Origin of the sequence: Janthinobacterium silvisoli, assembly GCF_014200725.1 — a bacterium.
Taxonomy (GTDB): Bacteria; Pseudomonadota; Gammaproteobacteria; order Burkholderiales; family Burkholderiaceae_D; genus Janthinobacterium.
This window is the reverse complement of sequence record NZ_JACHCL010000001.1, coordinates 79,416-101,204: the sequence shown is the minus strand read 5'-3', so window position 1 is coordinate 101,204 and position 21,789 is coordinate 79,416. Positions and strand designations below refer to the sequence as shown.

General features: G+C 57.8%; 19 protein-coding genes. 11 read left to right on the top strand and 8 right to left on the bottom strand.

Features of this window, described 5'->3' with window-relative positions:
• Positions 1–40 precede the first annotated feature (40 nt).
• The 4 genes from HDE75_RS00410 to HDE75_RS00395 all read right to left on the bottom strand — a co-directional run bounded on the left by HDE75_RS00410 (position 41) and on the right by HDE75_RS00395 (position 3,205).
• A complete protein-coding gene (locus tag HDE75_RS00410; protein ID WP_183678953.1) occupies positions 41–766 on the bottom strand; it encodes a hypothetical protein in 726 nt (241 codons plus the stop codon).
• On the bottom strand, positions 756–1,292 hold the full coding sequence (locus tag HDE75_RS00405) for a hypothetical protein (protein WP_183678951.1): 537 nt from the start codon (positions 1,290–1,292) through the stop codon (positions 756–758). Before HDE75_RS00405 ends, HDE75_RS00410 begins: the two co-directional genes overlap by 11 nt.
• Positions 1,285–2,127, bottom strand: coding sequence for a ParA family protein (locus HDE75_RS00400; RefSeq protein WP_183678949.1), 843 nt, complete (start codon positions 2,125–2,127; stop codon positions 1,285–1,287). The genes HDE75_RS00405 and HDE75_RS00400 overlap by 8 nt, the downstream gene beginning before the upstream one ends.
• A gap of 271 nt (positions 2,128–2,398) precedes the next feature.
• Entirely contained in the window at positions 2,399–3,205 is an 807-nt protein-coding gene (locus tag HDE75_RS00395; RefSeq protein WP_183678947.1) for a lipid II flippase Amj family protein, read from the bottom strand.
• Positions 3,206–3,451: 246 nt separating this feature from the next.
• On the opposite strand from HDE75_RS00395, the gene HDE75_RS00390 reads away from it, so the two are divergent.
• Positions 3,452–4,879, top strand: a complete 1,428-nt coding sequence (locus tag HDE75_RS00390) for a toxin-antitoxin system YwqK family antitoxin (RefSeq protein ID WP_183678945.1) — start codon at positions 3,452–3,454, stop codon at positions 4,877–4,879.
• A gap of 45 nt (positions 4,880–4,924) precedes the next feature.
• Here the strand turns inward: HDE75_RS00390 and HDE75_RS00385 are convergent, their stop codons facing one another.
• Complete coding sequence (locus HDE75_RS00385) at positions 4,925–5,359, bottom strand: winged helix-turn-helix transcriptional regulator (RefSeq protein WP_183678943.1); 435 nt, start codon at positions 5,357–5,359, stop codon at positions 4,925–4,927.
• A 156-nt stretch (positions 5,360–5,515) separates the two neighbouring features.
• On the opposite strand from HDE75_RS00385, the gene HDE75_RS00380 reads away from it, so the two are divergent.
• Entirely contained in the window at positions 5,516–6,367 is an 852-nt protein-coding gene (locus HDE75_RS00380) for an NAD(P)H-binding protein (RefSeq protein ID WP_183678941.1), read from the top strand.
• Between the two features lie 18 nt (positions 6,368–6,385).
• Here HDE75_RS00380 and HDE75_RS00375 read toward each other — a convergent pair whose 3' ends face one another.
• Positions 6,386–7,351: an AraC family transcriptional regulator gene (locus HDE75_RS00375; protein ID WP_183678939.1), complete on the bottom strand. Its 966-nt coding sequence runs from the start codon at positions 7,349–7,351 to the stop codon at positions 6,386–6,388.
• Between the two features lie 179 nt (positions 7,352–7,530).
• Here HDE75_RS00375 and HDE75_RS00370 point away from each other — a divergent pair, with 179 nt between their 5' ends.
• Positions 7,531–8,364 (top strand): oxidoreductase, encoded by an 834-nt coding sequence (locus HDE75_RS00370; RefSeq protein WP_183679357.1) that lies wholly within the window; start codon positions 7,531–7,533, stop codon positions 8,362–8,364.
• A gap of 101 nt (positions 8,365–8,465) precedes the next feature.
• Here HDE75_RS00370 and HDE75_RS00365 read toward each other — a convergent pair whose 3' ends face one another.
• Positions 8,466–8,906 (bottom strand): hypothetical protein, encoded by a 441-nt coding sequence (locus HDE75_RS00365; RefSeq protein ID WP_183678937.1) that lies wholly within the window; start codon positions 8,904–8,906, stop codon positions 8,466–8,468.
• 201 nt (positions 8,907–9,107) lie between these two features.
• Between HDE75_RS00365 and HDE75_RS00360 the strand changes: the two genes are divergently transcribed.
• From HDE75_RS00360 to HDE75_RS00340, 5 genes are read left to right on the top strand one after another with little or no spacing between them, the layout of a single operon-like run.
• Positions 9,108–9,779 carry a vWA domain-containing protein gene (locus tag HDE75_RS00360; RefSeq protein ID WP_221291722.1) on the top strand — a complete coding sequence of 224 codons (672 nt, stop codon included), beginning with the start codon at positions 9,108–9,110 and terminating at the stop codon, positions 9,777–9,779.
• 14 nt (positions 9,780–9,793) lie between these two features.
• Positions 9,794–10,552 (top strand): PP2C family serine/threonine-protein phosphatase, encoded by a 759-nt coding sequence (locus tag HDE75_RS00355; RefSeq protein WP_183678933.1) that lies wholly within the window; start codon positions 9,794–9,796, stop codon positions 10,550–10,552.
• Positions 10,549–12,852: a hypothetical protein gene (locus HDE75_RS00350; protein ID WP_183678931.1), complete on the top strand. Its 2,304-nt coding sequence runs from the start codon at positions 10,549–10,551 to the stop codon at positions 12,850–12,852. Before HDE75_RS00355 ends, HDE75_RS00350 begins: the two co-directional genes overlap by 4 nt.
• A gap of 2 nt (positions 12,853–12,854) precedes the next feature.
• Positions 12,855–14,213, top strand: a complete 1,359-nt coding sequence (locus tag HDE75_RS00345) for a toxin-antitoxin system YwqK family antitoxin (protein ID WP_183678929.1) — start codon at positions 12,855–12,857, stop codon at positions 14,211–14,213.
• Positions 14,198–14,992, top strand: a complete 795-nt coding sequence (locus tag HDE75_RS00340) for a toxin-antitoxin system YwqK family antitoxin (protein WP_183678927.1) — start codon at positions 14,198–14,200, stop codon at positions 14,990–14,992. Before HDE75_RS00345 ends, HDE75_RS00340 begins: the two co-directional genes overlap by 16 nt.
• 101 nt (positions 14,993–15,093) lie before the next feature.
• On the opposite strand, the gene nadB is transcribed toward HDE75_RS00340, so the two are convergent.
• Positions 15,094–16,707 (bottom strand): L-aspartate oxidase, encoded by a 1,614-nt coding sequence (nadB, locus tag HDE75_RS00335; protein ID WP_183678925.1) that lies wholly within the window; start codon positions 16,705–16,707, stop codon positions 15,094–15,096.
• Positions 16,708–16,912: 205 nt separating this feature from the next.
• Between nadB and HDE75_RS00330 the strand changes: the two genes are divergently transcribed.
• Genes HDE75_RS00330 through prsR form a run of 3 tightly spaced genes read left to right on the top strand, consistent with a single transcriptional unit; the run spans position 16,913 to position 21,726 of the window.
• Entirely contained in the window at positions 16,913–18,301 is a 1,389-nt protein-coding gene (locus tag HDE75_RS00330; RefSeq protein ID WP_183678924.1) for a TIGR03013 family XrtA/PEP-CTERM system glycosyltransferase, read from the top strand.
• Positions 18,298–20,355 (top strand): XrtA/PEP-CTERM system histidine kinase PrsK, encoded by a 2,058-nt coding sequence (gene prsK, locus HDE75_RS00325; RefSeq protein WP_311735135.1) that lies wholly within the window; start codon positions 18,298–18,300, stop codon positions 20,353–20,355. The genes HDE75_RS00330 and prsK overlap by 4 nt, the downstream gene beginning before the upstream one ends.
• Positions 20,356–20,370: 15 nt before the next feature.
• Positions 20,371–21,726, top strand: coding sequence for a PEP-CTERM-box response regulator transcription factor (prsR, locus tag HDE75_RS00320; RefSeq protein WP_183678922.1), 1,356 nt, complete (start codon positions 20,371–20,373; stop codon positions 21,724–21,726).
• The last annotated feature ends 63 nt before the right edge of the window (positions 21,727–21,789 follow it).

Sequence of the window (21,789 nt, the reverse complement as noted above, 5' to 3'; positions counted from 1 at the left end):
ATAGCGGCTTTTTTTCATTCTGTTGCGGATGTTTAATTATTTATATTTCATTCATTCCATTAATGAAAGGTTTTATTTTTTTTGGTAATGAAATTAAAATATTTTCTTTATTTCTATGATGCATACTGTGAAAAAAATTAAAAAATATAAGGCATAATAATATTAAAATATTTTTTGTAACTCTGCATATTATTTCGCAACATTTCTTGGATTTCTCAGCATCAAATTTAGGTAAATCTGATAAAGTAGAAATTTTTTCCATATTTTCTGGGAGGGCACTATGCACATCGCGGCAAAGTTCTTTGTAGTCAGAATGCAATTGCTTGAACGAAGCTTTAACTTCCTCCGATGATTTGAAAATTATTAAAGTCGCCGCGCCGTCAAAAAGTGAATATATATTTTTTTCTTGAAGCTGCTCTTTCTTTTCAATTCCGGATATGGCGCGAATGAAATTTTCAATTGCTGACCTCAACATAACTCGGGATGTCTTATATCCTCCATATGTCCAATTGAATATGGATGAACCGATGTCTGAGAAAGATTCAAGAATTAATTCGTTGATTTCTTTTGATATTTCAATGGATTTATATTTAAATAAGCCTTCGGAAAATTTAATTTCCCCCGACCAAGTAAGTAGCGAAAAATAACTTTTGTGTATTGCTTTTAGATTTTCTAGAAATAATTTATTTTTTATGTTGTCTTGGATGTTATATTTTTTTAAATAGTCCTTTAGTAGCGAAAAATCTTCCAATCTTTCACGAGTCATTTTCAACCGCCAATTTCCGAATGGCTTCGTTCCAAGAAAAACCTGTAGATGCTTTCTCGTTAGCCATCAGATTTAATTTGTCATTATTTCCGGCAATATGCGAAAGAGAGCGCACCATTTCATCAAGTTTTTCGTCGTTTAGTTCATTTGTTTGACATACAATTAAACCTATTAGTTCATATTTTGATCTTTTTTCAACTCTGCTAATTTCAATTCCCAATACTTCCTTTGCAAATTCAGCAATTTCTTCATTTTTTAAAAAAAGATTTTCGTCTTGAAATAGCCTAGGTAGTATTCCGATTAAATAGTGTATGTTTGGATTTGGTGATACATAAGCTGCGGAGCTATCTGCTACTCTTGGAGTGGGCAATAGACGTTTCCGCAATAATTCTGAAACTATGGGGAAATTTAATTTTTTCTTTGACTCAAATAACCATGACAATTCTTCTATGAAGTCTATGGCATATTTTATTTGAATTTCTTCCGATGGAGTTCTTGGATAAGAGTTTTTCTTTGGGTTATTCATGTTCCGCCACGCAATTAAAAAATTCAGTCGTTATATTGGCGATTGCAGTTTTTGAATCTATACAGTCTCCATCGAGAATGTGCATCTGTTTGATCTGCCGGCTTGCAATTCTTGTGCGTTTTGGAAGAGTTGCTTTATAAAGAAATTTTTTCCAATGAATATCTCTAGTTAATGTTCCTTTTGCTTCATTGTAAACATTTGTAGATGATTCTGTGATTGTTAATACAAGTCCCGCACATTTAATATTTAAATTAAAATTTTCTATTTTTTCTTCTATTATACTTCGAAGAAGATCTATTCCAGTAAGCGATAATGGATCTGCTTTTACTGGAATTAGATAATAATCTGAGGCGATCAATGCACTTGTCATCCAAACTGATGGAGTTGGTGGTGTATCGATTATTACGAAATCATATGTATTTTCTTTTGATAACTTACTTAAATACGTATTTAATCTATTCTCTCGTCCTTCGCCGGGAGCCATTTCAAGACGATATAATTCTAGATTCCCAGGTAGAAGATCTAACTTCGGTTTAACAGACACTACAGTTATCTCTTCAGCTTTTTTTGCTGATTTTGTTGTTGCTGCATTAACAGTGCTCGAAACTGCTCGCTTATTTCTATCGAAAACACTTACAATCGTATCTCCACCTGATTTCAGATGGTCAACATAAACTTCCGGTTTCATTAGACATTGAGTTGCATTAAATTGAGGGTCTACATCGACTATGAGCACCTTTGAGCTATGACGTCTAACCAAGCAATCGGCCAAGTTTATTGCTAAAGTAGTTTTTGCAACTCCACCCTTCATATTGATCACGCTTATAGTTTTCAAATTTAACTCTCCATTTTTTCTGAATTTTAGATATCATAAAATATTCCTTTAATGATAACATCATTTTTTTATTTTATCTACATAGAGAATTTATGTTTTCGGATAGTAAGTTGAGTCGAAATTTTTATGAAAATTTTTTAAGACTATATGATACATTTATGGTAAGTGGCAAGGCTGTTGCAAGAAAACATCCTTTCTTGTGTAAATATGTTGTATCTTATTACTGCAAGTTTCATGTGTTGTAGATTACGAGTGTCCTAGTATCGGAATATCATAACCCTTTAGCCACCCCCACAATCACCACCGCCGACGGCACCAGCAAAAACTGCGCAATCACCGTTCCGGCTAATCTACTTCCCACCAGCCACACCACGGCGCGCCTGAATTGCGATTCTTCGATCTTGCCTTCGATGACGTCATCTGTCATGCCCGACATATGCGGGTCGATAAAGACGGCCATCATGACGGTGGCGCCGCCGTTGATGATCGATGAAAGGGCGCTGGAGGTGACGCGCACGCTGGGGTCCAGCACTCCGGCGTACAGGGCGGCGAAGACGCCGACAGTCCAGAGGGCGGTGGCGATGACGTTCATGGCTGTCATGGAAAGCGAGACGCCCGACTTTTCGCGCAGGCCGATGACGTTGGCGGGTTTGGGCAGGCTGGCGGAGGTTTTGAGGTAGGAAAGGCCGCCTTTGAAAAAACCGTGCAGGATGAGTTTGGGCACTGATCTGTGTATCTGGAAGTGGTCGACGGCGCGGCAAAACACGCGCTGGAAGGTGGGGATCAGGATGGCGCCGAGGATGGTGGCCAAGCTGGCCGAGACCAGCAGCCAGCGGAAGTCGATTAATAAAGCGCTGGCAGCGATATGCTGGTCGATACCGGTTTCCACGCGCTTGGCGAGGAAGGGGCCGAGGAAGGAGTTTGAGGTGCGCGATACCAGCACCAGGATGCTGAACAAGGCCAGCGACACGGCAATGCGCCGCGTGCGGATGCCGGCGATGCGGACGGAATAGGTGAGGGTGCCGATAATATGGATGATAAACGTCAATGCGCATATCAAAAGCAGTTGCTTGTCCATCTAGACCTTGCCGTGTAGAAAAATCATTCCATGCTGACATGGCAATGTTTATTTTTCAAGCAATAACTGATCATCAGTAAACCTCATCAGTAAAAATTTCCTCAAAAAAACGCGTGTGGTGTGCCTCCACTGGTGATGTAAGCTTAATATCTTGTTTAATATATCTTGTTTGATGTTGCCTTCGAGAATAGCCTCGTCCACGCATCGCCTTTGATGCCGGCTTGAGTGTTTGAGTAGAGGAACCACATGAAAATCAGGACCATGTGCGCCATCCTGGTGGCGGCCTTGCTGCTGCCAAACATGGGGCAGGCGGAAATCGTGCAGCGCCTAGTGATGACGGGCATGGGACTTGCGCCCGATAGCCAGGGCGCCGATGTACTGACCGTGGCGGCTGATACGGCTTGCGGTGGCCGGCAGGTGCGCATGGATGCGCGCTCGGTGGGCCTGGACGAAGCGGCGTATGCCACCTTGAAAACGACGCTGGCGGGCCAGGTGAAAGACGGCGTGCCCATGCTGCTGACCCTGGCCAGCTGTCCGGTGGGCGAAACGGCGGACATGGCAGTGCCCATCGTGCGCAAGCTGGCCGCTTGTCGCCGCGATGGCGCCGAAGCTGGTGCCGGCGCCGTTACCGGGACCGTTACCGGGGCCTGTGCCGATGCGCGCGCGCGCCTGTATCTGCATGCGGATTTTTTTCCTGTGGCACAAGCGGATGCGGAAAATGTACTCTTGCTGCCGCTGCCAAAAGGTCAGGCCGAGGGTACCTGGCGAGTCGAGGTGCTCGATGTGTCCGAACAGCATGTGCGCATGAAAGGCCTGGTCGATGCCAGCGATTATGCGCAAGGCAAGCTGGTGCGCGGCTATACCGTGTATTACCCCGACGGCAAAGTTGAAAAAAAGGTGGCGCAAGATGCGTTGGGCAGGCAGGACGGCATCAGCAGCACGTATTATCCCGATGGCAAGCTGGAAACCCAGGGTAGCTGGCGCGCCGGTTTGCCGGAAGGCTTGCATAGGGAATTCCACAGTACGGGCAAGCGGAGAGTCGCCCTGGAATATCGCAACGGCAAGAGCGTCGATGGCCCGGTACAAAGCTTCGACGAGTATGGCAGCTTGAACACCAGTTACGAGCTGCGTGGTGGAAAAATGGAAGGCGAATTGCTCATTTATTATCCTGATGGAAAAATCGCCAGCCGCAGGCAGGTCAGCAAGGGCAAGTTCAATGGCGTCAGTATCGATTATTTCAGCGATGGCGCCGTGCGCGGCAGCATGCCGATGGTGGATGACTTGCCGATGGGCGAGGCGCTGGAGTTTTATCCGTCCGGCAGTGTGCAAACCCAGCATCAATATGACAGCAAGGGCAGGCTGCGCAACACCCGGCGCTACAGCGCGCAAGGTCTGCTGGTATTGGAACGCCGCTGGGACGGGGAGCAGCGCGAGCAGGGCATATCGCGTTCCTGGTATGACAATGGCCAGCTTGAACATGCCATCGCGTATGTGGACGACAGACGCCATGGCTGGAGCCGCAGCTGGCGTGAAGATGGCAGCCTGGCGAGCGAATGCCGGTATGTGGCGGGCGAAGCACAGGAAAATGCGCAGGGCGAATGCAGCGGCGCACCGCCGTCGGCGACAGTCCCTGGGGTATTGCAAACGGAGCAGGCAGGGCGTTCACTGCATTAACGCTGCCGTTGTTCGTGAGCTTGCTGATATTTCCGCTGCCGGGGGTTACAGACGATGTTGCCTGGCTTGTGTTTCTTTCCTTGCTGTCTCCGCCTGATCGTAGCTTGCACGGGCCGCAACTATATCGTCTTGCCGCGCATCGGCCCAGCGGGCCAGGTGGCCCAGGGGACCTAGCAGCGAGATGCCCAGTTCCGTCAGTGTGTAATCAACCTTGGCCGGCCCGCTGTGCGATGCGGTGCGCAGCACGATGCCGTCGCGTTCCAGGGCGCGCACGGTCAAGGTCAGCATGCGGTGGGAGACGCCGGGCAGGCGGCGCATCAGTTCGTTGAAGCGCAGGCTGCCGTCAGACAGTTGCGCGATGGCCATGATTGCCCATTTGTCTGCCAGGCGGTCGATCACCTTGCCGAGCGAACAGGAAGTCTGGGCTGCATGGTCGTGTTCGCCCTGGCAATGCAGGACGGAATGGGAATTCGTGGGCATGGTTTTTCCTGGAAGCTCAGCCTGTCTTTATACACCTGCACGCACATTTCTGTTACCACGCACAAGATTGTGCGTTCTTGCTGGCAGCCAGGGGCAGACCTATCATCGGCCGCAACGTGGCTGTACAAGGGTGTGCAGGCGTATTGGAGAATAGAAATGAAAACAGGCATGACAGGGGCCACCGGCCAATTGGGTCTGGCGGTCATCGAGGGATTGCTGGGCAGCATGGCGCCGGCCGATATCGTGGCGATTTCACGCAATCCACAGCCGTCGGCTTTGGGTGCGGTGCAGCGCCATGGCGATTACGATGCGCCGGAAACATTGATCAGCGCTTTCAGCGGCCTGGAGCGCTTGCTGATCATTCCCAGCCCGGACTTGCGCCCCGGCGTGATCGGCCACCAGCTGGTGGCGACGATCGCGGCGGCCAAGCAGGCTGGCGTGGCGCATGTGTATCTGCTGTCGGCGGCCCATGTCCGTGCCACGAATGCTTCTGATCTGGGTAAATCGTACCGGCTGGCGGAACAGGCCCTGGCCGATAGCGGCATCGCCGGGCAAACCGTCTTGCGCATGAACTTTTTTGCCGAGACCTTTGTCGAGTTGACTGCCATGGCCCTGCCATCAGGCGCCATGCCGGGCCTGGCGGAAAACCGCGTCGCCTTCGTGTCGCGCAGCGATGTGGCGGCAGCCCTGGCCGGCGTGCTGCTGACGCAGGGGCATGAAGGCCGGACGTATGAATTGACGGGGCCGGCCAGTGTGTCGGGTGCAGAGCGTGCCGCTATTATTGCCGAGGTGACGGGGCGGCCCATGGCTTACCAGCTTGTGTCTGAACAGGAGCTGCTGGCCAGTCTGGCACAGGCTGGCTTGCCGGAGTTCTTGCTGGCATCCTTCGTGCATATGCAGCAGACCTTTATCGAAGGCGCTTTCGATGTGGTCAGCGGCGATATCGCTGTGCTGGGCGGACGCCAGCCGCAAACGCTGCAAGCCGTGGTGGCGCGCTCGCTGCGCTGATATCTGGCAGCAGCGTTGTCAATGCGATGACACAAATACCGACGCCGCATGCGCCGGCGGCACGGCAAAGTCTGCACGCATGCGCTTGACTTCTTCGACCGGGCTGTTGCCGAACAATCGCTTGAATTCGCGGCTGAACTGGGACGGGCTGTCGTAGCCGACCTCGCTGCTGGCGGCCGCTGCCGTGATGCTGTTGCGTACCATCAGCAGCCGCGCCTGGTGCAAGCGCGTCGATTTCAGGTATTGCATGGGCGAGGTGTTGGTGACGCTCTTGAAGTGTACGTGGAAGGCGGGCACGCTCATGCCGGCCTCGCTGGCCAATTGTTCCACCGTCAGGTTTTCGCTGTAGCGCGCATGCAGCTGGCGCAAGGCCCTGGCGACCTTGCCGAATTGGCCCTGCATCGCCAGCGCGGCGCGCATGGACGGGCCTTGTTCGCTATTTAATATGTGAAAGTAGATTTCACGCACCAGCGCAGGGCCGAGGATGGCAGCTTCGGTCGGCTCGATCATGGCGGCCAGGAAGCGCAGCACGGAGCCGTTGAGCCGCTGGTCCATGGCGGTCGACAACATGCCTTGCGGTTTGCCGGGCGCTGCCGCACCGAGCTGGTCCAGCTGCAGCATCAGGTCGGCGGCCAGCTTGAAGTCCAGGTGCATATAGATGGCCAGCAGCGGTTCCTCGAGGCTGGCGTCCGTTTCCATCGTGAATGGCACGGGCACGGAGACTACCAGGCAATGGTTTTCATCGTAGACATAAGTCTGGCCACCGAAAAATCCCCGTTTCCGGCCCTGGCACACGATCACGATGCCGGGGTCGTACAGCACCGGTACCAGTTTTAATGCGCGGTTGGAACGCAAGAAGCGCACGCCGGGCAAGGACGTCAGGTTATAGCCCTCGTTCGGCGCCAGCTGTTCCAGCAGGCTGGCCATGCGCTGCCTTTGCTGTTCGCGCTCTTGGGGCGCATAGTGGATGGGGTAATCTGGCATGGAGGTATCCCGCTAAAGTGAAGTAGCAATGGTGGCATAAGCATACCTGAATATCTGGCTGTCAATAGGATTAGGCAATAAATACAGACTGCAGGCCATCGACCGTTGTGATGGTGCGACCTATCATGCTATCCATGCCTTGCGGAACAACCCATTACAGGAAGATCACCATGAACTCGATTACAACCTCAAAAATCATCGTCATCACGGGCGTGAGCAGCGGTTTCGGCCTGGCGCTTGCCAAGGAAGCTTTGGCGGCCGGCCATACCGTCGTTGGCACCGTGCGCAATCAACAAGCGCGGCTGGAGTTCGAGGCCTTGCAGCCGGGCCGCTCGTTTGGCCGCATCCTCGATGTCAGCGACTTTGGCGCGGCCGAAGGTGTGGCGGCGGAAGTGGAAAGAGCGGTAGGCCCCGTCGACGTGCTGGTCAATAACGCCGGCTATGGCCATGAAGGCGTGCTGGAAGAGTCGCCGCTGGACGAATTGCGGCGCCAGTTTGACGTGAATGTGTTTGGCGCGGTGGCCGTCACGAGGGCTTTCTTGCCGGCCATGCGCCAGCGCCGCCGTGGTCATATCGTCAATATCACGTCGATGGGCGGCCATGTGGGCATGGCTGGGGTTGCTTATTACTGCGGCAGCAAGTTTGCGCTGGAAGGCATCTCGGAAGCGCTGGGCAAGGAGCTGGCGCCGTTCGGCATCCATGTAACGGCGGTGGCGCCAGGTTCGTTCCGCACGGACTGGGCCGGCCGCTCGATGCAGCGCAGTCCGCGCAGCATTGCCGATTACGATGCCGCGTTCGACCCGATTCGCCAGGCGCGCGAGGAAAAGAACGGCAAGCAGCTGGGCGACCCGGCCAAGGGCGCGCGCGCCATCTTGAGCATGCTCGACAGCGCCGCACCACCCGCGCACTTGCTGCTGGGCAGCGATGCGCTGGCCATCGTGCGGGCGAAACTGGCGCAGTTATCGAGCGAAATCGATGCCTGGGAAGCGCTCAGTGTGACGACCGATCATTGAGCGCCATGCATCAGTGATGGTTTATTAGCGCCACCAGGCAGGGGTACTCGATGAAAAGGTACAGGCGGTCTGTATTTCCCTGATCTTGTAATTGATCTGTATCACCTGGCCGGCGACGAAAGGACCGCGTGTCCAGTTACCAGAGTCGAAGACGTAAGCCTTGCCGTTGATGCAGTACTGGCTCGGATAATCGCCGATGGGGCCGGTGGAGCGTATGGTAACGCGTACTCGCCTTGCGCATCGAGCGGCTGTTCGCCGCTCATGAAGAGGATATCGAGACCGATATCGCAGTTGCGGGTGCCACCAAGATTGCTGCATTGTTTGGTCCATAGCTGCTGCCGGGCCGTTGCAATATAGTTGTCATGCCGCATGGGCTTGCCGTCGTCATAGGTGAAACGCAGTATGACTTCGGTGGCCTCGCTTGTGGGGTGGCGCGTAGTCGTGCTGCAGGCGGCACTGGCCATAGCCAGCAGAGGCCAGGCCAGCAGGCGCAGACCACGGCGCAGCGTTGCCCAGAGGGGATTATTGTCAGGTGTATGCATTGCGCTTCACACGTTGTAAGTTCACACGTTGTAATACTTGCTTGAAAGAATCGGCGGCGATGATAGCACGTTGCCAAGTTTGCTCAGCACACTAGACAGATGGTTGCTCAAAAACAATCTCGTGGCAGCAATTGGGAACCGTGATGTAAGATTCGCATCTTGTCCGATTTTACATTTTACTGTTTAGCCATGAGTTCAATAATGATTCCCGACGTCGCGCTGGTCGACAATACCGAACAACGCACGCCGCTGGTGCTGGTGCTGGACTGTTCCGGCAGCATGGACGGTGAACCTATCGCACTGCTCAATGAAGGCCTGGCCTTGCTGGAACAGGAACTCAAGTCTGACCTGATCGCCGCCAAGCGCGTGCGGATCCTGGTGATACAGTATGGCGCTTACGATGAAGCCGTGGTGGCCAGCAACTGGTGCGACGCCATGGATTTCACGGCGCCACGGCTGCTAGCAAATGGCACTACGCCGACCGGTGCGGCGGTGGAACTGGCGCTGGCCGAGATCGAGCAGGAAAAGCAGCGCTTCCGCCAGGCGGGCGTGGCGTACACGCGGCCTTGGCTGTTCTTGATGTCGGACGGCGAACCGACTGACCGCTGGCAGCAGGGCGCCGAGCAGGCGAGGGCTGGCGAGCAAGGCAACAAGGTGGCGATTTTCCCGATTGCCGTGGGTGAACACGCCAATATCGACACCCTGGGGCAGTTTTCCAGCCGTGGCGAGCGTGGCGTCAAGCAGCTGAAAGGTTTGCAGTTCCGTGAGCTGTTCTTGTGGCTGAGCGCCAGCATGCAGGTGGTGTCGCAATCGCGCCCCGGTGCGCAGGCGCAACTGGCGTCGACGGACGGCTGGTCGGTAGTCAATACTTGATGCATACCTGATCCATGGCGGCACCTCAGAATCATTGGCGCGTGTTTGGCGCGTCCGTCACGGGCAAGTCGCACCTGGACAATGGCTTGCCTTGCCAGGATGCCCACGCGCAAGCCGTGGTGGACGATATTTTGGTGGCCATCGTCTGCGACGGCGCCGGTTCAGCGCGGCATAGCGAGCAGGGCGCGCAGTTTGTGGCAACCCAGACTGTGCTGGCATTGGCCGAAAGGCTGCGTCTGGGGGCATCCCTGCAGGATTTGCAGGCTGGCGCATTGATGGCTACTTTGGTCCAAATCCGTGCCGCGCTGGACGATATTGCCCGCGTTGCCTGCGCCACCCTCGAAGATTACGCTACCACCGTGGTCGGCGTAGTCATGGGGCCAGATGACGGCTTCTTTTTTCACCTTGGCGATGGCCTGGGCGTGGTGCAGCTGGCCGATGGCAATGAGTTGATTTCATTGCCTGCCAACGGCGAGTATGCGAACGAAACTTACTTTATCAGCGGCGAGCGCTGGCGTGAACAGCTGCGCCTGCTAACGATACCTCAAGCTGCGCGCGGTGTGGTGCTGATGTCCGATGGCTGCATGCCCTTTGCCATGAGCAAGCATAACGCGAGCCTGTATGCACCGTTCATGGATGCCGTGCAAGGCTATCTGCGCACGGTTGATAGTGTGTTGGTGGGCAATCAGGCGCTGGCCTCGACCCTGGCAGACCCGCGCACGCATCAGATCACCGGGGATGACAAGACCTTGTTGCTGGCCATGCGTCCATGAGTCAAAAGCAGGGTGTGGCGCCAGGATCGAGTGCGGGCGGAAAAATCTGGCTCGATAAGGTAGGCGGGCTGGTGCTGGGCAAGCTGATCAAGAGCGGTGGCGCGGGCAGCGTGTATCTGTTGCCTGGTGCGCCGACGCAAGTAGCCAAGCTGTATCACCCGCATCTGGACCGGGTACAAAACCGGCGCAAGCTCGAAGCGATGCTGGAATTGTCGCCTGAATTGCCCGATCAGCTGGAAAACGGCCGGCGCTATGTGCAGATCGCCTGGCCGCAAGCGGCAGTGTTTGATGGCGAGGGCGGTTTTGCCGGCTTTGTCATGCCCTTGCTGGACATGGCGCAAACGGCCGAGCTGGAACATATCCTGCAGGAGCGCCAGGCGCGCGCGGCCGGTTTGCCGACGGGCCTGGGCCCAAAGCTGACCTTGGCTGCCAATCTGGCGGCCGTGATCGACGCCCTGCATCAGCAGCAGCATTATGTGGTCGATCTGAAACCGGTGAATCTGCGCTTTTACCGCGATTCGCTGTATATCGCCATGCTCGATTGCGACGGCTTCAGCATCCAGGGCCATGCCGAGCGTTTTCCTGCAGAACAATTCACCGTCGATTATCTGGCGCCCGAGTTCCAACGAAAAGGGATGCCGGCTGGCGCGGAACCGGCGCAAGACCGTTTTGCGCTGGCAGTGGTGATCTTTCAGTTGCTCAACTTCGGCATCCATCCGTATAGCGGCCGGCCCGCCAATGCGCAGGTGCCTACCGATATACCGGGACGCATACGCGACGGTTATTACGCTTACGGCGTGAAGCGCCAAAAGCTGATGGCGCCGAACGCCACCAGCGGCCACGCTTTGATGCCACCCGAGCTGCGGGCCATGTTTGACCGTGCTTTTGGCAAGTCGCCCAAGGCGGTGCGCCCATCGGCGTCCGACTGGGCGCAGCTGCTGCGAACCTATGCGCAGCGCAGCGGCGGCAAGCTGACGGTCTGCAAACTCAAGCCGGAACACCAGCATTTCACCGGTATGGCCTGCGCCGCCTGCGCGCGCGACACGGTGATCGCTGCTGCGGCCAACGCGTCATCGCAGGCGCAGCTTCAGCGCATTCAGCCGCCCGCCGCGCGACAGCATGCGCCGGGACAAGCTGCGGTACCCGTCAGCGCCCATCCCGGTACGATTTCGGGCAGGCGCTGGACGGTGGCCGTGGTGCTGGTCTTGTTGTCTCTGTTTATCCTGCTGGGCCTGTCCATATGGGCTTCGTCCGAAGAGGAAAAAGAACAACAGCAAAAGATAGCCCAGGAGGCTGGCCGCGAACGGCTGCGGTGGCAGACACCGAAGCCGGCAGGTTTTTTACAGTCCGATGCCAGCAAGCTGCTGCATACCTTGTCGCAAGATATGAGTCGTGGCGATGAGATAGCCCTCACGCGCGACTTGCAGTTGCTGTATCGCACAGCCACGCACAATAACTCTGGCTACCAGGGCGACCAGGTGCGCCAGCAATTGCGCACCACCCTGATGGAAGGCTTGGGTGCGCTGCCCGGCTACCAGCCTGACCTGGCCAATACGTATAGGGACCAGTTGCAAAGCGATCCGCGCGATTATCTGGCAGCCGCTGCCCTGGGGCGCATGCACCTGAGCCTGAACGAACCGCAGGCGGCGCGCCAGTATTTCGAGCAAGCGGTCTGGGCGCGTCCCACCGATGGCGTGGCCTGGCTGGGCCTGGCAGCCAGCGCGCTGTTGCGTGGCAATAAAGACGACGCCACCCACCTGGCGGCGCTGGGCTATCTGACGGCGCAACGTTATGCCATACAGAACGCCATGCCAGCCGAGGATGGCGAGGCGCCCGATAATGGTCTCGAACGGACGCAGCGCCGCATGGATAGGGCAGGTGCGGTCTTGCGCATGGCCCAGTCAGGCGCGTATCCCAAACGCTGGGACCAGGCCCTGGCCGAAGGCGTGGTTCTGGCGAAAAAGCTGCAAGCCTTGCCGCCGCTGCCAGACCAGCCCGCTAGCGTCGTACGCGACTCCATGCAGACCGTGGACTACGGCCCGCCCGAGCCAGCGATGGCCGAAGGCCAGAACCGGCTTACCGTTTCCATCGGCGCCAGCGGTGCGCTGACCGCCGTTCAGGCTGAACAGGTGATGGAGCCTTTTCTTAATCAAGTGGTATTGCTGGCCGTGAAGTCCTGGACCCTGCAGCCTGCGGTGCAGCATGGACAATTGAAGGATAGCAAGGTCGATATATTGCTGCGCTACCGTAATGGACGGGTCAGCTTTGTAGCGGCGCCTGAAAACAAGGAAAATCCATAAAGATGAACAAGAAGACAGTCCTGATCCTGGCGGCCTTATTGCTATTGCCGCCGATATCGCAAGCCGACATCGTGCAGCGCGTACAGATTACCGGCATAAATCCTGAGCAAGACAGCGAAGGCGCCGACGTGCTGACCCTGGCTGGTGATGGCGGCTGTGGCGGCAGGCAGGTGCGCATGGATGCGCATTCGCTGGGCATGGATACGCAGCCGTATGCCGCCATGAAGATTGAGCTGGCCGGGCGTATCCACGCCAAAACGCCATTGCTGCTTACGATAGGCGCATGCCCTGTCGGCGAGGTGGGCGAGGTCGCCGTTCCCGTCGTGCGCAAGCTGGTCGGCTGCAATCCGGCCGCGTGCGCTGATGGCAAGGCGCGGCTGTATCTGTCCGAAAAGCTGTTTCCGCAAGAGAAGCGCCGTTCGCCTTACATGCTGGTATTGCCTTTGCCGCCAGCCAGGCTGGCCGGTACCTGGAAGGTGGAGATTGTCGTCACCAGCGGTCCGGGAAAAATACGCCTGTCGGGCCAGGTCGATGCGGCCGATTATGTCTCCGGCAAGCTGGTAGGCGGTTATGTCATGTATTACACCGATGGCAAGATCGAAAAGCAGGTAGCCCAGGATATGCAGGGCCGGCAGGATGGTGTCAGCAGCACTTATTATCCCGATGGCACGCTGGAGTCGCGCGGCGACTGGCGCCATGGCTTGCCTGAAGGCCCACATCAGCACTATCACGGCACCGGCAAGCTGCGCGAGGAAGTCGTTTACCGCGATGGCAAGCGCATCGATGGACCCGGCCAGACGTTTGATGAGAACGGCAAGCTGAGCACCAGTTATGTGCTGCGCGATGGCAAGATGGAAGGCGAGCTGCTCAGCTATTTTCCGAATGGCAAAGTTGCGAGCCGCGCGCAGATGAGCAAGGGCAAGTTCAATGGCTTGAGCACTGATTATGATGATGACGGCGCCGTGCGGAGCACCATGATGCAAAGCAATGATTTGCCGGTGGGCGAGGCGCTGGAGTTTTATCCTGATGGCAAGGTCCAGACCCGGCAGCAATATGGCGAGCAAGGCGCGCTGCGCAGCATACGCCGCTACAGCCCGCAGGGCGTGCTGGTGCTGCAGCGTGATTGGGATGAAAAATTGCGCGAGCAGGGTACCTCGCGTTCCTGGTATGCAAGTGGCAAGCCTGAACATGCCATCGAGTATGTGAACGACAGGCGCGAAGGCTGGAGCCGCAGCTGGGGTGACGATGGCAGTGTGATCAGCGAGTGCCGCTATGTAGCTGGAGAGGCGCAGGGAGCTTGCGCAGCTGAGCCGCAGTCCACGGAGTTATTGCAAAGGGAACAGGCATGGCGCGCACTGTAGCGCAGACGCTGCTGGCTGGCCTGGGCGTCTTGCTGTTCTTCCCGGCGCAGGCAGAGATCGTGCAGCGCCAGGTGGTCACGGCGATAAGCAGCGTAGCCGAAAATGACGTGCTGACCCTGGTTGCAGACAGTGGCTGTGGCGGGCGGCAAGTCCGCATGGATGCTGCTTCGCTGGGCCTGGCGCCCGCATCGTACGCGGCCATGAAGGTAGAACTGGCTGGCCTGTTGGGCGCACCCATCTTGTTGACGCTAGACGCTTGCCCAGCCGAAAAAGATGTTATTCCACAGGTCAGCAAGCTGGAGCGCTGCGAGCCGCAAACCTGTTCTGACGGCAAGGCGCGCCTGTATCTGAACCACAACCTGTCGCAGGCCGAGAGCAAGGCCCAGGCCCGCTACGCCGTGGTTGTGCCGCTGCCACCAGGCAAGCAGGCTGGCACCTGGCAAGTGGAGATTTTCCACGTGAAAGAAAATGAACCGCGCCGCCTGTCGGGCCAGGTCGATACCCCCGATTATCTGCAGGGCAAGCTGGTGGGCAGCTACGCCGTGTATTACCCGTATGGCGGGCTGGAAATGCAGGTAGAGCAAGATGCACCGGGCAGCGGCCGTTTTAGCCGTTATCGGCAGGATGGCAAGTTATTGATGCGCGGTAACTGGCGCAATGGCAGGCAGGGTGGCAGCGGTCCCGTGACCATGGGCGGGGATGGCGAGGTGGAAAGCTTTGATGAAAACGGTAAATTGATTGCGCGCACCAGGATGCGGGGTGGGCGGGTTGTGCCTTGACTTGGAGTGGAGGTCAAGTTGTTTAACTCAGCGGCAAAGAGCCGGGGTCAGACCCGGCGGGTCTGACCCCAGTTTTTGCGGCATTTGCCGTTGGGTTGAACTTAGCGCCGCGGCGGCGTCAGCACGCTGGCAATCGCCTTCGGCAAGGTCTCGGGATAATCGCGGCTGAAGTGCAAACCACGGCTTTCGCGGCGCGACAGGGCGCTGTTGACGATCATCGAGGCCACGTCGACCAGGTTGCGCAATTCCAGTAAGTCATGCGTGATGCGGAAGTTGCGGTAGTACTCGTCGATTTCCTCTTTCAGCAGCGCAATGCGGTGCTGCGCCCGTTCCAGGCGTTTTGTCGTACGTACGATGCCCACGTAATTCCACATGAAGCGGCGCAATTCGTCCCAGTTGTGGGAAATCACCACTTCTTCATCGGCGTCCGTGACCCGGCTTTCATCCCAATCGGGCAAGTAAGGCGTGCCCAGCTTTTCCTTGCTTTCAATATCTTGTGCGCAGGCGCGGCCGATCACGATGCATTCCAGCAGGGAATTGCTGGCCAGGCGGTTGGCGCCATGCAAGCCTGTGCAGGCGGTCTCGCCGACGGCATACAAGCCCGGCAAGTCGGCGCGGCCAGCCAGGTCCGTCACCACGCCGCCGCAGGTGTAGTGGGCGGCGGGTACGATGGGAATCGGTTCCTTGGTAATGTCGATGCCCAGTTCCAGGCAGCGCGCATAGATCGTGGGGAAGTGTTCGATCAAGAATTCAGGCGGCTTGTGGCTGATATCCAGGTGCACATAATCGAGGCCGCGTTTCTTGATCTCGAAGTCGATGGCGCGCGCCACCACGTCGCGCGGCGCCAGTTCGGCCCGCTCGTCGTGGGCCAGCATGAAGCGCGTGCCAGCTGCTGCGCCCGCTTCAGGCGGCAGCTTCAGCAAGCCGCCTTCGCCGCGGATGGCTTCGGTAATCAGGAAAGACTTGGCGTAGGGGTGGTACAAGCAGGTCGGGTGGAACTGGATGAATTCCATATTGGACACGCGGCAACCGGCGCGCCAGGCCATCGCGATGCCGTCGCCGCTGGCCGTGTCGGGATTGGTGGTGTACAGATAGACTTTACCGGCGCCACCCGTGGCCAGCACGGTGTGCTCGGCGGCAAACGTCAGCACCTTGCCGGTTTGCTCATCCTGCACATACAGGCCGTGGCAATGGGGCTGGGAATTGCGCTGGACCGGTTTCATGCCCAGCTTGTCGGAGGTGATCAGGTCGATCGCGCAGTGGTGTTCAAACAAGGTGATGTTCGGATGGGCGCGTACCTTTTCTTCCAGGGTCACTTGCACGGCGTGGCCGGTGGCGTCGGCTGCATGGATGATGCGGCGCTGGCTGTGTCCGCCTTCGCGGGTCAGATGGAAACCCAGCTCGGCGCTGGCGTCGCGCGTAAAGGGCACGCCTTGTTCGATCAGCCATTCGATCGCTTCGCGGCCGTGTTCGACGATGTAGCGGGTGGCCGCTTCGTCGCACAGGCCGCCGCCGGCGATCAGGGTGTCTTGTATATGTTCCTGGTGGCTGTCGCCCGAGTCCAGCACGGCCGCGATGCCGCCTTGCGCCCAGTTACTGGCGCCATCGAGCAGCGCGCGTTTGGAAATGATCGCGACGGTGCGCGTTTCAGCTAAATGCAGTGCAACCGATAAACCCGCCAGGCCACTGCCGACAATCGCGACATCAAATTTCATGACATTGATCTTTTTTAAGGGAAGCATACTATATTCCATTTCACATCATTCGGTAATGTGTTGAGCTAAATTCTGCCTGCGCGTGATAGCTGAGGCCGTGGCTTGTGGCGTGTCAATGCTTGTGCGGAACAGTTCGCCATGATGGTGAGACCAGTTCCTGGCCGCCATGTTTCCGGTCGAACTGTTCTTGCTGCAGGAGGCACACATGATCCGCATATTCAGCCATTACGTCTCCAAAACAGCGTTTATCTTGCTGTTGCTGGAAATAATGATCCTGCTGCTGTCCGCCACCCTGACGTCGCTGATCTGGCTGGTCGATACCAGCCGCATTGTGCGGGCGGGCGAAATCTACCTTTCCTCGCTGGCGTTTGCGCTGGTGATCGTGTTCAGCATGAGCACCCTGGGCATGTACCAGCACCGCTCGCGCGAAGATATCCGCAATACCTTGCTGCGCATCATGCCGTCGTTTGCGCTGGGCTTCGCCTTGCTGAGCCTGCTGATCCGCGTGATTCCCTCCCTGCATTTCGGCCGCGCCAGCCTGGCTATTTTTGCGCTGGGGGCGATCGGTGTGCTGCTGGCGCGGCTGGCCGTATTCAAATCGTCGGAATCGACGCTGATGGAAGGACGCCTGATTTTGGTGGGCGATGGCGTCCTGGCCCGTGAATGCATGGACTTGGCGGCCAGCAAGATCGGTTTCCACCAATTTACGGTGGTGGGCTGCATCCACGTGCCTGGCGAAACGTGCTGCGTGCCGGCCTCGGCGCTGCTGCCAGCCGAGCCTTCGCTGCTGGCCATGGCGCAGCGCTATGATGCGCAGGAAATCGTCGTCTCGGTCGGTGACAGGCGCAATGGCGCGTTTCCCGTCAAGCAATTGCTCGAATGCGCGCTGGGCGGCGTGCGCGTGATCGATGCCGCCACGTTTTTTGAGCGCGAAGCGTGCCAGATCCGCATCGATTCCTTGCAGCCCAGCTATCTGATTTACGGCGGCGGCTTTGACCAGAGTTTCGTGCGGGCCGCGTCCAAGCGCCTGTTCGACCTGGCCGCCAGCGCCGCCATTTGCGTTGCCGCGCTGCCGGTAATGCTCGCCACCATGATCTGCATCCGCCTGGAAGATGGCGGCCCCGTGTTTTATCAGCAAGAGCGGGTAGGGCGCGATGGCTTGCCCTTCAATGTGCTCAAGTTCCGCAGCATGCGCTGCGATGCCGAGGGCGATGGCAAGCCGACCTGGGCAGCAGCCAACGATAGCCGCGTCACGCGCGTGGGCCACTGGATACGCAAGCTGCGCATCGACGAGTTGCCGCAGATGCTCAATGTGTTTCGCGGCGAGATGAGCTTCGTGGGGCCGCGCCCCGAGCGCGCTTATTTTGTCGAGCAGCTCAAACAGGAAGTGCCTTATTACAATATTCGCCACAGCATCAAGCCGGGTATCACGGGCCTGGCCCAGGTACGCTATCACTATGGCGCGTCGGTCGACGACGCCGTAAGAAAACTGCAATACGATCTCTATTATGTGAAAAACAATAGCCTGTTCCTCGATCTGCTGATCTTGCTCGATACGGTGCAGGTGGTCCTGTTCGGCAAGGGGAGCCGGTGAGGACACCGCCAGACTTGCTGGCGAGCAGCGATGTGGCGGCGCTCAGCCACGGCCTGGCGTCGCTGGCCTTTTTTGCGCTGGCCCTGTTATTGATCAGTAACTGGCGTGCCCGCCAGAATGTCCGCGCCTTGCTGGCCGCCTGCCTGGCCACGGGTATCTGGGCCACGGCAAGCGTGATCCTGGTGCTGCTGGGGCAGCGCGTCTGGTTGATCGGTATCGTGTTGGAAACGGCATTGGAAACCGTGCGCACGGTCGCCTGGCTGCTGTTTTTGCTATTGCTGATCGAACCGTCGCGCCCGCGCTGGCAAGCGCCCATGGCCGTCATCGTTGCCATTGCCAGCCTGCAATGGCTGTGCGGCCTGGCCGATCCCTTATCACCGCTGGCCATGCCGGCCCGTACCACGACCATCGTCTGCCACGTGCTGCTGGCCGTGTTGGGCATGTTGCTGGTGGAGCAATGGTATCGCAACACACCGGCGCCCCAGCGCTGGGGCATCAAGTTTGCCTGCCTGGGCGTGGGCGGCTTGTTTGCCTACGACTTTTACCTGTATAGCGACGCCTTGCTGTTTCGGACCATCAATGACGACATCTGGGCCGCGCGCGGCGTTGTTAACGCTCTGTGCGCGCCGCTGCTGGCCGTCTCGGCCGCGCGCAATCCGGGCTGGGCGCCAGGCTTGTCCGTGTCGCGGCAGATGCTGTTCCGCTCGGCTGCCTTGCTGGGCTCGGCCATCTACCTGCTGGCGATGGCGGCCAGCGCCTATTACTTGCGTTATGTCAGCGGCACCTGGGGCGCGTTGATGCAGATGGCTTACCTGGGCGGCGCTGGCCTGCTGCTGGCCGGCGTGCTGTTTTCCGGCGCGCTGCGGGCCAAGCTCAAGGTGTTTATCAATAAACATTTCTATAAGGCGATCTTTGATTACCGCGAGGAATGGCTGCGTTTTACGCGTGCGCTGTCCGAAGATGGCCCGGCGCTGGGCGAACGCAGCATACAAGCCGTGGCGCAACTGGTGGAAAGCCCGGCCGGCGCGCTGTGGATAGCCCGCGAGCCTGGCCTGTTGACGCCGGCCGCCAGCTGGAACTGGCCGCCGCAAGCGTGGAGCGAGCCGGTTTCCAGCCCGCTAGGCCGTTTCCTGGAAGAGCGGCAATGGGTGATTGATGTGTCCGATTGCGCGTGTCATCCCGATTTGTATGACGACCTGCAACTGCCCTTGGCGCTGCATCAAGTCTGGCTGCTGGTGCCATTGATGCTGCACGGCCGGCTGTTCGGCGTGGTGGCGCTGGCCCGCCCCCGCACGCGCATCGGCTTGAACTGGGAAATCCGCGACGTGCTGAAAATTGCCGGCAGCCAGGCGGCCAGCTACCTGGCTTACCGCGAATCGCTCGATACCCTCAGCGTATCGCGCCAGTTCGAGTCTTTCAACCGCATGTCGACCTTTATCGTGCATGACTTGAAAAACCTGGTGTTTCAGCTATCGCTGCTGCTCAGTAATGCAGAAAAGCACCGCGCCAATCCCGAATTCCAGCAAGACATGCTCGTCACGCTCGACCATTCCGTGCAAAAGATGAAAACCCTGCTGCAAAAACTGGCGCGCGGCGAAACGCTGGACGCGCCGGCGGCGTCGCCCTTGCAGCTCGATGCCTTGCTGCGCCAGGCGGTAGCGGCCAAGGCGAGTCTCGCGCCCGTACCGCGGCTGGAAATTATCGATGGACAATTGACGGTGCTGGCCAACCGGGCCCGCCTGGAACGGGTGCTGGGCCACCTGATACAGAACGCCATCGAGGCCACGGCCAGCGATGGCAAGGTTGCCGTGCGGCTGCGGCAGGAAAGCGGCACGGCCGTCGTCGAGCTGGCCGATACGGGCCAGGGCATGAGCGAGCAATTCATCCGCGAGCGCCTCTTCAAGCCCTTCGACACCACCAAGACGGCCGGCATGGGCATCGGCGTATTCGAGAGCCGCGAATATATCGAGGAAGTGGGTGGCCGGCTGGAAGTGTCCAGCGTGCCGGCCGTGGGCACGACCTTTCGCGTGATTTTGCCGCTGCACGCGGCGTAACAGTCGAGGAATAGCATGGCTAAGCAAAAACTGCTGGTGATCGAAGACGACCCCGGCCTGCAAAAACAGTTGCGCTGGAGTCTGGCTGCCTACGAGGTGCTGGTAGCGTCCGAGCGCGAAGCGGCACTGGCCCAGGTGCGGCGCCATCAGCCGGCCGTGGTGACGATGGACCTGGGCTTGCCGCCAGATCCCGATGGCGCGACGGAAGGGCTGGCCACCTTGCAGCAAATCCTGGCGCTGGCGCCCGACACCAAGGTGATCATCCTGTCGGGTAACCAGGAACGGGCCCACGCCTTGCGGGCCATCGCCCTGGGCGCCTACGATTTTCACCAGAAACCGTTCGACGCCGACATGCTGGGCCTGGTCATTGCGCGCGCTTTTTATCTGCATGCAATGCAGCAGGAAAACCGGCGCATGCTGCAAACCCAGGCCGACTCGCCGCTGGCCGGTATCGTCAGCCGCGATCCCGGCATGCTCAAACTGTGCCGCAGCGTTGAAAAGGTGGCGCCCTCGTCGGCCAGCGTGATGCTGCTCGGCGATTCGGGTAGCGGCAAGGAATTGATCGCACGCGGTCTGCATACCTTGAGCAGCCGCAGCACACAGCGTTTTGTCGCCATCAATTGCGCGGCGATTCCTGAAAACCTGCTCGAAAGCGAGCTGTTTGGCTATGAGCGGGGCGCTTTTACGGGCGCGGCGCGGCAAACCCTGGGCAAGATCGAGCTGGCGCACGGCGGCACCTTCTTTCTCGACGAAATCGGCGACATGCCGCTGGCGCTGCAAGCCAAGCTGCTGCGCTTTTTGCAGGAGAGGGTGATCGAGCGCGTGGGCGGGCGCGGTGAAATCGCCGTCGACGTGCGCATCGTGTGCGCCACGCACCAGGATTTGAAGGCGCTGGCCGGGCAGGGGCGCTTTCGGGAAGACTTGTATTACCGGCTCGGCGAAATCGTGCTGCGCATACCGCCGCTGCGCGAGCGGGCTGGCGATCCTGCCTTGCTGGCCCACCATTTCAAGAACAAGTTTTGCGCGGGCGAAGGCCGATCCTCGCTGCATTTCACTGCCGAGGCCTTGCTGCGCATCGAAAGCTATGGCTGGCCCGGCAATGTGCGCGAGGTGGAAAACTGCATCAAGCGCGCCGTGATCATGTGCGACGGCCCTCACATCACCCTCGATGATCTGGGTTTGCCCGACAACCCGCAATCGCCATCGCTAGACGACACGATCAACCTGCGCCAGGCGCGCGAGGCGGCGGAATACAAAGTCATGGTGCGCGCGCTGGCCCGCGCCGACGGCAATATCGTCAAGGCGGCCGAGCTGCTGGGCGTGAGCAGGCCTACCCTGTATGACCTGATGAATCACCACGGCGTGAAGTAGATCATACGGTCTTTCGATCATGGCATGAATATCAAGATTGTGTACGACGCCGCACATACGCGA